A 322-nucleotide genomic window follows, 5' to 3' on the forward strand; every position below is an offset into this window, starting at 1 on the left:
CGAAACAAAATCTAATGATTGCGCAATAGGACCTGGATCAGAAATACCAGAACTTTCGATAACCAAATAATCATATTTCCCTGATTGTGCTAACTTCTCGATTTCTACAATCAAATCCTCTCGTAATTCACAACAAACGCAACCATTACTCAATTCAACCAATTTTTCATCCGTTTGAATTAAATCATTTTCACGTGAAACCATTTGCGCATCAATATTTACCGCACCCATATCGTTTACGATAACTGCTACTTTTAGCCCTTTTTTGTTGTGTAATATATGATTAAGAAGTGTTGTTTTTCCGCTTCCAAGAAATCCAGAA

General features: G+C 34.8%; 1 protein-coding gene. It reads right to left on the reverse strand.

What is annotated here, in order from left to right; all coding sequences use genetic code 11:
* A partial coding sequence (locus tag QWI17_RS06705) for a CobW family GTP-binding protein (RefSeq protein WP_302721757.1) occupies nt 1-322 on the reverse strand: 322 nt, incomplete at both ends.

This window comes from Gilvimarinus gilvus (genome assembly GCF_030518155.1).
In the GTDB taxonomy this organism is placed as follows: domain Bacteria; phylum Pseudomonadota; class Gammaproteobacteria; order Pseudomonadales; family Cellvibrionaceae; genus Gilvimarinus; species Gilvimarinus gilvus.